We start from the raw sequence: 9,563 nt of genomic DNA on the forward strand, positions 1-9,563 counted from the left end.
CAGTCGTAGCTGATATCTGGCATCGGACTCGCTTATCCTCTACAGTCGCCGTCAGCCTAGTTATATCGGCTAAGCGTCGTTGGCCTCATTTCCGGGCGGCACGTGCAGCGTACCGACGACGACAGTCGGCTAGGAAAGGCCGCCGGTACGCATCGCCGCGATCACCCCGCCGTCGACGAGTAGGTCGATGCCGGTGACGAACGACGCCGACGGGCCGAGCAGGAACTCCGCGGCGGCGGCGATGTCGTCGGGCGTGCCGATTCGTCCGGTACCCGAAGCCTCGACCATCTGCAGCATGAACTGCCCTGAACCGCCGGCCAATTCACCTCTGCCCATGGCGGTGGAGATCACCCCCGGGCTGATCGAGTTGATGCGCGCGCCGCGCTGACCCCAGCTTGTCGCCGCGGCGGCGACGCGAATCAGATTCGCGCGCTTGGCGAACGGGTAGGCGAGCTGGCTGCTGGTGATCCGTTCCGGCGAGCAGGCCTCGAGGCGCAGCAGCTCGTCGGCGGGTGCCGTGGCCAGTTGCCGTTCGACGTCGGGCTCGAACGGGGGATACATGTGTGCGGCCATGCTCGCGATGACGACGCCGGACCCGCCGGGCTCGATGACGCGCCCGAACTCCTCCAGCGTGATGGCGACGCCGGCCAGGTCGACCGCCAGAATCTTCTCCGCCGATGCCTGCTCGGGCGAGAGCCCGGCGGTGTGAACGACGTTGCTGACGCGGCCGGACGCGGCGGCCAGCCGTGCCAGTTCGGCGACCGCGCCGTGCGAGGACACGTCGACGGTGCTCCTCACCACCCGATGACCGTCACGGACCAGCTCGTCCGCGGTCGCGTCCAGGAGGTCCTGGTCGACGTCGGCCAGCACCACGGTGCGCCCGCCCCCGACCCGGCGCGCGATGGCCCGCCCCATTCCCCCGCTGCCGATGACGACGACGACATCGCTGGCGGCCATAACACTCCTTCGCGTAAGTGACATACTCCATATACGAGAATCGCATTATCGGTCGTCGCCGCCGTAGCCGAGGAGCAATCAGTGCAGATACGCCGCAGAACCGCGACGGTCGACGGCCTGACCACCAGCTATCTCGAATCCGGGCAGGGCGACCCGGTGGTGCTGTTGCACGGCGGCGAGTTCGGTGCGAGCGCGGAGCTGGGCTGGGAGCGCAACATCGGCGCGCTGGCCGAGCATCATCGGGTGTTGGCCCCCGACCTCCTGGGCTTCGGCGAAACGGCGAAAGTCATCGACTTCAACGAGGGCCGCGGCATGCGGATCAGGCACCTGGCCCGGTTCTGTGAGCTGATGGGCGTCGAGTCCGCGCACTTCGTCGGCAACTCGATGGGCGCGATCATGCTGCTCACCGACGCAACCGCGGCCAAGCCGGTGTTGCCGGTGCGCACGCTGGTGGCCATCTGCGGCGGCGGGGACATCCTGCGCAACCAATACATGGACGCGCTCCACACCTACGACGCGACCCTGCCGGGAATGCGCCGGATCGTCGGGGCACTCTTCCACGACCCGTGCTACCCGGCCGACGATGACTACGTGCGGCGCCGGTACGACTCGAGCGTCGCGCCGGGGGCGTGGGAGGCGGTCGCGGCCGCCCGGTTCCGCCGCCCCGGCCTGGCCCCGCCGCCGACCCCAGCCAGCGGGCGGGCCTACGACCGCGTCGCGGTTCCGGCGCTTGTCGTCGAGGGCGGCGGCGACAAGCTGCTGCCCGCCGGCTGGGCCGGCCGGATCGCCTCGCAGATCCGCGGCGGCCGTTCGGCGGTCGTCGACGGGGCCGGCCACTGCCCGCAGATCGAACGCCCCGACGCGGTCAACGCGCTGCTCGTCGAGTTCTTCGGCGCGGCGGCCAAGCAACGATGAGCACCGAGCATCGATGAGCACCGAGATGAGCACTGAAAGGTATCGAGCGCATGGTCAACGAACTGTCCGGCAAGGTCGCCGTGATCACCGGTGGGGCTTCGGGTATCGGGCGCGGCACGGTGGAGAAATTCCTCGCCGAGGGGGCGAAGGTGGTCATCGCGGACGTCGACCGTGAGCGCGGTGACTCCCTGGCCGCCGGGTTCGGCGCGAACGCGTGCTTTCAGCAGACCGACGTGTCCGAGCCGGACCAGGTCGGTGCGCTCGTTTCGCTCGCGGTGCGACGGTTCGGCGGGCTGGACATCATGGTCAACAACGCGGGCGTCTCGGGCACGATGCACCGCAGTTTCCTCGACGACGACCTCGCCGACTTTCAGCGGATCATGGCGGTCAACGTGCTCGGTGTCATGCTCGGCACCCGCGACGCCGCGCGCCGCATGGCCGAGGGCGGCGGCGGGTCGATCATCAACTTGACCTCCATCGGCGGGATACAGGCCGGCGGCGGTGTCATGACATACCGCGCGTCCAAGGCCGCGGTCATCCAGTTCACCAAATCCGCCGCAATTGAGCTGGCGCAATACGACATTCGCGTCAACTGCATCGCGCCCGGTAACATACCCACCCCATTGCTGGCCTCCTCGGCGACGAACATGACCGCGGAGGCCACGCAGCGGTTCACCAAGGCGATCCGCGAGACGATGCGCGCCGACCGGCCGCTGCAGCGCGAGGGCACACCCGACGACGTCGCCGAGGCCGCCCTGTACTTCGCCGGCGACCGGTCCCGCTACGTCACCGGCACGGTACTGCCGGTGGACGGCGGGACCGTCGCGGGCAAGCCGATCAGGCGCCGCGACCCAATTAAATCAAGCGCTTGACTTAATACGGAGGTCCGGTGTTCACTGGTTCACGAGGCCCGACCTGCACGAAGGAGCCACTTGACGACAGCCGGCAGGACGCTGCGTGCCGAGCGGAGCAGCACGACGCAGGAAGCGATCCTGACTGCGGCGGAGCGCCTGTTCGCCGAGCACGGCGTGTACGCGGTGTCCAACAGACAGGTCAGCGACGCGGCGGGCCAGGGCAACAACGCCGCCGTCGGCTACCACTTCGGCACCAAGACCGATCTCGTCCGGGCGATCGAGCGCAGACACGCCGCCCCCATCGAGCGGCTGCGCGAACAGATGGTGGCCGACGCGGGGGATTCCACCCGGTTGCGCGACTGGGTCGCGTGCCTGGTGTGCCCGCTTACCGAGCATCTGGCCGAACTGGGCAACCCCAGCTGGTATGCCCGCTTCGCCGCTCAGGCGATGGCCGACCCGGCCTACCAGAAGATCGTCACCAAGGACGCGCTCGCGTCGCCGTCGCTGGTGCAGGTGATCGACGGGATCAACCGTTGCCTTCCCGACCTGCCCGCAGAGGTGCACGCCGAGCGCAACATCATGGCCCGCAATCTGCTGATGCACACCTGCGCGGACCGCGAACGTGCGCTGGCCGAGGGCGCGGCAATTCCCCGAACCGGTTGGCGCGCAGCCACATCGGGCCTGATCGACGCGATCGTCGGGCTGTGGCTCGCGCCGGTGACACCGCACCCCTGAAAGAGATGCTGATGAAAGTGATCGTCGACCAGGACAACTGCGTCTCGTCCGGGCAGTGCGTGCGCCATGCGGGTGAGGTGTTCGACCAACGCGATGAGGACGGCGTCGTCGTCGTGCTCGACGAGAACCCGCCGCAGGAGTTGTCCGGCGAGGTCCGCAAGGCGGCGGCGGCGTGCCCGGCGCTGGCCATCCACATCGAGGAATGAGAAAACCGGACATGTCTGACACGTTGACCGGCTCCGCAACCGGGACGACAGCGCCGATCCCCGACTATCCGATGCCCAGGGCCGCCGGCTGCCCGTTCGCGCCGCCGCCGGATGTTCTCGCGCTGGCCGAAACCAGACCGGTCAGCAGGGTGCGGATCTGGGACGGCAGCACACCGTGGCTGGTCACCGGGTATGCGGAGGTGCGCGCATTGTTCTCCGACTCCCGCGTCAGCGTCGATGACCGGCTGCCGGGGTTCCCGCACTGGAACGAAGGCATGCTGGCGACGGTGCACAAGCGCCCGCGGTCGGTGTTCACCTCGGACGCCGAGGAGCACACGAGGTTTCGGCGGATGCTGTCAAAGCCGTTCACTTTCAAGCGGGTCGAAGGCCTGCGGCCGGCGATTCAGCAGATCACCGACGAGCACATCGACGCGATGCTGGCCGGCCCGCGGCCCGCCGACGTCGTCACGGCGCTTGCGCTGCCCGTCCCGTCCCTGGTGATCAGCCAACTGCTGGGCGTGCCCTACGAGGATGCCGAATTCTTCCAGCACCACGCCAACATCGGGCTGGGCCGCTACGCGACCGCCGAGGACACCGGCAGGGGCGCGGCCGGCCTTTCGAAGTATCTGGCCCGGCTGGTCGAGGCCAAGATGGCCGAACCCGCCGAGGACGCCGTGTCCGACTTGGCGGAACGGGTCAAGGCCGGCGAGATCGACGTGCGCGAAGCCGCCCAGCTGGGCACCGGCCTGCTCATCGCCGGGCACGAGACCACCGCGAACATGATCGGTCTCGGCACGCTGGCCTTGCTGGAGAACCCCGGGCAGCTGGCCCTGCTGCGCGACACCGACGACCCGAAGGTTGTCGCGAACGCGGTCGAAGAACTGCTGCGCTACCTCAGCATCATCCAGAACGGCCAGCGCCGGATCGCGCTGGCGGACATCGAGATCGCCGGCGAGGTCATCCGCGCGGGCGAGGGCATCATCATCGACCTCGCGCCCGCGAACTGGGACCCGAAGGTTTTCGACGTACCCGACCGTGTCGACCTGCAACGGGACGGCGCCGCTCAGAACGTCGCGTTCGGTTACGGCAGGCATCAGTGCGTCGGCCAGCAGCTCGCGCGCGCCGAGCTGCAAATCGTGTTCACCACGCTGTTGCGCCGCGTCCCGACGCTGCGGCTGGCCGTCCCGATCGGGGAGATCCCGTTCAAGCACGACCGGCTCGCGTATGGCGTCTACGAACTGCCCATCACCTGGTAAGGAAGGTCAATGATGTCCAGTCACAGCAGCACAGTTCTCTACCCGCCCGGCGGCTTTGGCGCGCCCAAGAATCGCCACGGCCACGCCGGGGGTGACGTCGGTCTGCCCGCGGGAACCGAGATCTTCTCCGCCGACAATCACATCTCGCTGGCGGACGACATCTTCTACGAGCGCTTCCCGGACGACCTGAAGGACAAGGCCCCGCGGATCTGGTACGAGGACGGCGCCTATCAGCTCGGCCGCAAGGGACAGTCGTTCCTGCCGGGCGATTTCAGCGCCGTGCTGATGCAGTACGACGATCTGGCGGGCGCGGCGAGCCGGAACATCGACGCGCGGATCCGTGAGTTGCACGAGGACGGCGTCGACAGGGAGCTCGCCTTTCCCAACGCGGTCCTCGCACTTTTTCACTACCCCGACAAAGCAGTTCGCGAACTCGCGTTCCGCGTCTACAACGAATACATGGCCGAGCTGCAGGAGCGTGGCAACGGCCACTTCTACGGCGCCGGGCTGATCAACTGGTGGGATCCGCAGGGCACACGCCGGACGCTTTCAGAACTGAAGTCGCTGGGGCTCAAGACGTTCCTGTTGCCCTTGAACCCGGGCAAGGATGACGAAGGCAACGTGATCGACTACTCGAGCACCGCGATGGGCCCCGTCTGGGACGAGATCGAAGAGGCCGGCCTGCCGGTGACTCACCACATCGGGGAAACCCCGCCGAAAACCCCGTGCGAGGTCAACAGCGTCGTCGTCGGGATGATGATCAACGTCGACTCGTTCCGGGAGATGTTCTCCAAGTACATCTTCGGCGGCATCCTCGATCGCCACCCGAGGCTGCGAATCGGCTGGTTCGAGGGCGGGATCGCGTGGGTTCCGTCGGCCCTGCAGGACGCCGAACACCTGCTGGCGTCGTATCAGCACATGTTCAATCGGCCCTTGGACCATGACATCCGCTACTACTGGGACAACCACATGAGCGCGTCGTTCATGGTCGATCCGCTGGGCCTGCAATTGATCGACCGGATCGGTGTGGACAAGGTGATGTGGTCCTCCGACTATCCGCACAACGAGAGCACCTTCGGGTATTCGGAGAAGTCGCTCGCCGCGGTTGTCGGTGCGGTGGGGCCGGAAGCCGCCACCCGCATCGTGAGCGGCAACATCAGGGAGTTCCTGGGCCTCTAGCATGACGACAAATCTGGCGGCGGACACGTCCGCGATTGAGATCCCGGCCGAACCCGACCGCACCCGTCTGCGCCGCGAAACCGGTGCGCGGCTGCGGGCGGCGATGGCCGAACGCGATGTGGGCGCGTTGATCCTGCTGGGTAACAGCGCCGTTGCGTACGCGACGGGCACCAGCTGGCGGCTCGGCGACGCCGGTTTGTCGCACGTCGAACGCCCTGTCGCGGTGGTCCTCGCCGACGACGAGTGGCCGCACCTGTTCCTGCCGTTCCGCGAGGGCGCCGCGGAGGAATCCGAGCTGCCCGCCGATCACGTCCACGAGCCGGTGTATCTGGAGTTCGACGAAGGCGTGCGGAACTTCGGGCGCCTGCTGGGCGATCTGGCCCCCCGGGGGACCACGGTGGCGGTCGACGAGCTCACCGGTGCCATGCGGCGCGCGCAGGACGGGCTTTTCCCCGGCGCCGCACCGGCCGACGCCGCGGTGATCGTCAGCGCCGCCAAGTCGGTGAAGACCATCGACGAAATCGCCTGTATCCGAAGGGCTGCCAAGATCACCGACGAGGCGATGGTCGACGTCCACGCCGCCCTCGCCCCGGGGATCAGGCAAATCGACCTGTCGGCCGAGTTCGTGCGCCGCGCCTTCGAGTTGGGCGCGGTGGCCAGCATGCTCGAACCCATCTGGCAGGTGATGCCGCACTCGAAGGCCGAGGGTGTGTGGACCACGCACGGTGACCTGGCGCTGCCGCTGCTCACGACCGAGCGCGAGCTGGCGGTGGGGGACGTCCTGTGGACCGACGTCAGCATCACCTACGGGGGATACTGTTCGGACTTCGGCCGGACCTGGATCGTTGGCGCCGACCCGACACCCCGCCAGCAGGCGCAGTTCCACCGGTGGCGGGACATCATGACCGCGGTTCTCGACGTGACCCGCGCCGGCGCCACCGCGGCCGACCTCGGCCGGGCCGCGATCAGGGCCAACGGTGGCAGCCGCCCGTGGCTTCCGCATTTTTACCTGGGACACGGTATCGGAGTGAATGCCGCCGAAATGCCGATGATCGGAACCGATCTCGGCGACGAGTTCGACGAGGGGTATGTCCTGCAACCCGGCATGGTCCTCGTCCTGGAGCCGGTGGTGTGGGAGGACGGCACCGGCGGCTACCGCAGCGAAGAGATCGTGGTGATCACCGAGGAGGGCTGGATCAAGTTGACCGACTACCCCTATACGCCCTATGGCGACTGAGGTCCTGCCCGACGATCGCGCTCTCCGCACCGGGCGGCGGGAGCGCGCGCTGGCGCAGATGGCAGCCCACGACCTCGACGTGCTCGTCCTCGGCCGGCAGGCCAACGTCCGCTACGTCACGGGTGCTCCGCAACTGTGGGTCGCCGGAACCCGGCCTTTCGCCCCGACCTGCGTCCTGCTGCGCGAAACCGGGGCCATTCACCTGCTCAGCACCTGGGATGAGGGCGTACCCGAGGACATCCCGCACGAGAACCTGTACGGGATCGCGTGGAACCCGATGAACACGATCGCCAACCTGCAGAAGATCGACGGCGCGGCCCGCGCGCGGCGGGTGGGCACCGACGCGCTGTCCCCGGTGTTCGCCGAGCTGCTTCCGATGGCTTTCCCCAACGCGGAGCTGGTCGACGGCGAGCCGGCGATGCGGGCCGCCAGGCGAATCAAGACAACCGAAGAGGTTGCCGCGCTTCGCGAGTCGGTCCGGGTGGCCGAGGCCGGCCTGGCCGCCGCGGTGGCCGGGCTGCGGGTCGGCGCCAGCGAGCAGGCGTTGACCGGGGTGCTGCTGGAAGCGATGACCGCCGGTGGTGTGAGCACGCCGGCCACCCAGGACGCGGTCTGGGTGACCTCCAGAGAGCATCCGTGGCGGCGGGTGGGGAAAGACGCGCGTGTGCGGGCCGGCGACCTGGTGGCGTTCGCTTCCGGCGTGTTGGCCCACGGCTACATCGGCGAGGTCGGACGGACGTGGCCGGCCGGGGACGCCGACAGCGCTGCCGCTCAGGAGCTGTTCGAACGCTCTGCCGCGCTGTGGAAGGGGCTGGCCGCGGCGTGCCGGCCCGGCGCCCACTGCAGCGACCTGCTGGCCGCCTACGAAGCCGCCGGCGAGCCGCTGCCGCCGATGCCGGTGGCGCACGGCCTGGGCCTCGGTTTCGACCCGCCGGTCGTGTCGGCACGCCTGCCGGGCACCGCAGCCGGGGAGCGACTCGAGCCGGGGATGGTCCTGGCCGTCACGAGCTATGTCTGGCAAGAGGGCGTCGGCGCCGTTTTCCTGCGGGAAGCGGTGCTGATCACCGCCGACGGACCCGAGGTGCTGACCTCCAGTCCGTCACGCGCGAAGAGCAACGAACCGGGCAGCCGCGCCGGTATCGGCGTGGGCTGAAGGAGAGATCGAATGTCGGATGACGGACGTCCCTCGCCGGAGGAGATCATCCTCTACGCCAAGGACCCGAAAACCAAGATCGCGACGATCACGTTCAACCGGCCCGAGTACCTGAACGCCCCCACCTCGGCGGCCCGGCTGCGCTACGCGGATCTGCTGCGTGGTGCCACCGTCGACAACGATGTCAAGGTTGTGGTGATCCGTGGGGTCGGGGACGATTTCGGCGGCGGCGCCGACCTTCCCGAGTTCATGGAGGGCAATGACTCGCCCGCTTTGCGGCTTGCCGAACTGCGGCTGGCGGACACCGACGTCGAGTATCCTCCCAAGGGCTCCTTCCGCCACGGCGCCACCATCAGCGCGTGGTACGCGAACTCGCAGGCAGGGAACCGACCGCTGCAGGAGCTCAAGAAGATCAGCATCGTGGAGGCGAAGGGCTACTGTTACGGCTGGCACTTCTACCAGGCCGCCGACGCGGATCTGGTGATCTCCTCCGACGACGCGCTTTTCGGCCACCCGTCCTTCCGGTATTACGGCTGGGGCCCGCGGATGTGGACGTGGGTTCAGACGATGGGATTGCGGAAGTTTCAGGAGATGGTGTTCACCGGACGGCCTTTCACCGCCGACGAGATGTTCCAGTGCAACTTCTTGAACAAGGTGGTTCCGCGCGATCAGCTCGAGGCCGAGGTCGACAAATACGCGATGGCATGCGCCCGTAACCGTCCCGTCGACACCGTGTTCATGCAGAAGGTCTTCTTCGAGGTGGTCAAGCAGTACCAGGGCGAATACATGGGCAGCCTGCTGTCGGCCTTCTTCGAGTCCATGGGAAGCGGCGTGACCTCCGATGGCGACGACCTGATGCTCGACGACGCCATCGACAGCGGGCTCTCCGGCGCGGTCAAGGACAACGACCGCAGGTTCCCGCCCGAATTCCGGCTGAGTAAGTCCAGTCGCAAGACGAACGACTCACCCCGTGAGCCCTGAGCCGCCGCTGCACGACTACGTGGTCGTGGATCTGTCGACGGGAATCGCGGGCGGCTACTGCACCAGGCTGCTTGCCGACGGCGGGGCCGA

At 67.9% G+C, this 9,563-nt stretch carries 10 protein-coding genes; 9 read left to right on the forward strand and 1 reads right to left on the reverse strand.

The features are described 5' to 3' along the window. Window positions 1-129: 129 nt before the first annotated feature. Window positions 130-957 carry an SDR family oxidoreductase gene (locus VKG81_RS05735; RefSeq protein WP_324394876.1) on the reverse strand — a complete coding sequence of 276 codons (828 nt, stop codon included), beginning with the start codon at window positions 955-957 and terminating at the stop codon, window positions 130-132. Between the two features lie 81 nt (window positions 958-1,038). Here VKG81_RS05735 and VKG81_RS05740 point away from each other — a divergent pair, with 81 nt between their 5' ends. Genes VKG81_RS05740 through VKG81_RS05780 form a run of 9 tightly spaced genes read left to right on the forward strand, consistent with a single transcriptional unit; the run spans window position 1,039 to window position 9,473 of the window. Then, window positions 1,039-1,872 carry an alpha/beta fold hydrolase gene (locus VKG81_RS05740; protein ID WP_324394877.1) on the forward strand — a complete coding sequence of 278 codons (834 nt, stop codon included), beginning with the start codon at window positions 1,039-1,041 and terminating at the stop codon, window positions 1,870-1,872. A gap of 50 nt (window positions 1,873-1,922) precedes the next feature. Further along, entirely contained in the window at window positions 1,923-2,744 is an 822-nt protein-coding gene (locus tag VKG81_RS05745) for an SDR family oxidoreductase (protein WP_324394878.1), read from the forward strand. A 60-nt stretch (window positions 2,745-2,804) separates the two neighbouring features. Beyond that, window positions 2,805-3,461, forward strand: a complete 657-nt coding sequence (locus VKG81_RS05750) for a TetR/AcrR family transcriptional regulator (RefSeq protein ID WP_324394879.1) — start codon at window positions 2,805-2,807, stop codon at window positions 3,459-3,461. Window positions 3,462-3,472: 11 nt separating this feature from the next. After that, window positions 3,473-3,667, forward strand: coding sequence for a ferredoxin (locus VKG81_RS05755; RefSeq protein ID WP_324394880.1), 195 nt, complete (start codon window positions 3,473-3,475; stop codon window positions 3,665-3,667). A gap of 11 nt (window positions 3,668-3,678) precedes the next feature. Then, window positions 3,679-4,923, forward strand: coding sequence for a cytochrome P450 (locus VKG81_RS05760; RefSeq protein WP_324394881.1), 1,245 nt, complete (start codon window positions 3,679-3,681; stop codon window positions 4,921-4,923). Between the two features lie 12 nt (window positions 4,924-4,935). Continuing rightward, entirely contained in the window at window positions 4,936-6,102 is a 1,167-nt protein-coding gene (locus tag VKG81_RS05765) for an amidohydrolase family protein (protein WP_324394882.1), read from the forward strand. Between the two features lies 1 nt (window position 6,103). Beyond that, window positions 6,104-7,339, forward strand: coding sequence for a Xaa-Pro peptidase family protein (locus tag VKG81_RS05770; RefSeq protein WP_324394883.1), 1,236 nt, complete (start codon window positions 6,104-6,106; stop codon window positions 7,337-7,339). Beyond that, window positions 7,329-8,492 (forward strand): M24 family metallopeptidase, encoded by a 1,164-nt coding sequence (locus tag VKG81_RS05775; RefSeq protein ID WP_324394884.1) that lies wholly within the window; start codon window positions 7,329-7,331, stop codon window positions 8,490-8,492. Before VKG81_RS05770 ends, VKG81_RS05775 begins: the two co-directional genes overlap by 11 nt. A gap of 12 nt (window positions 8,493-8,504) precedes the next feature. After that, window positions 8,505-9,473, forward strand: a complete 969-nt coding sequence (locus VKG81_RS05780; protein ID WP_324394885.1) for an enoyl-CoA hydratase/isomerase family protein — start codon at window positions 8,505-8,507, stop codon at window positions 9,471-9,473. Window positions 9,474-9,563 lie beyond the last annotated feature (90 nt).

Origin of the sequence: Mycobacterium sp. (assembly GCF_035314905.1) — a bacterium.
Taxonomy (GTDB): domain Bacteria; phylum Actinomycetota; class Actinomycetes; order Mycobacteriales; family Mycobacteriaceae; genus Mycobacterium.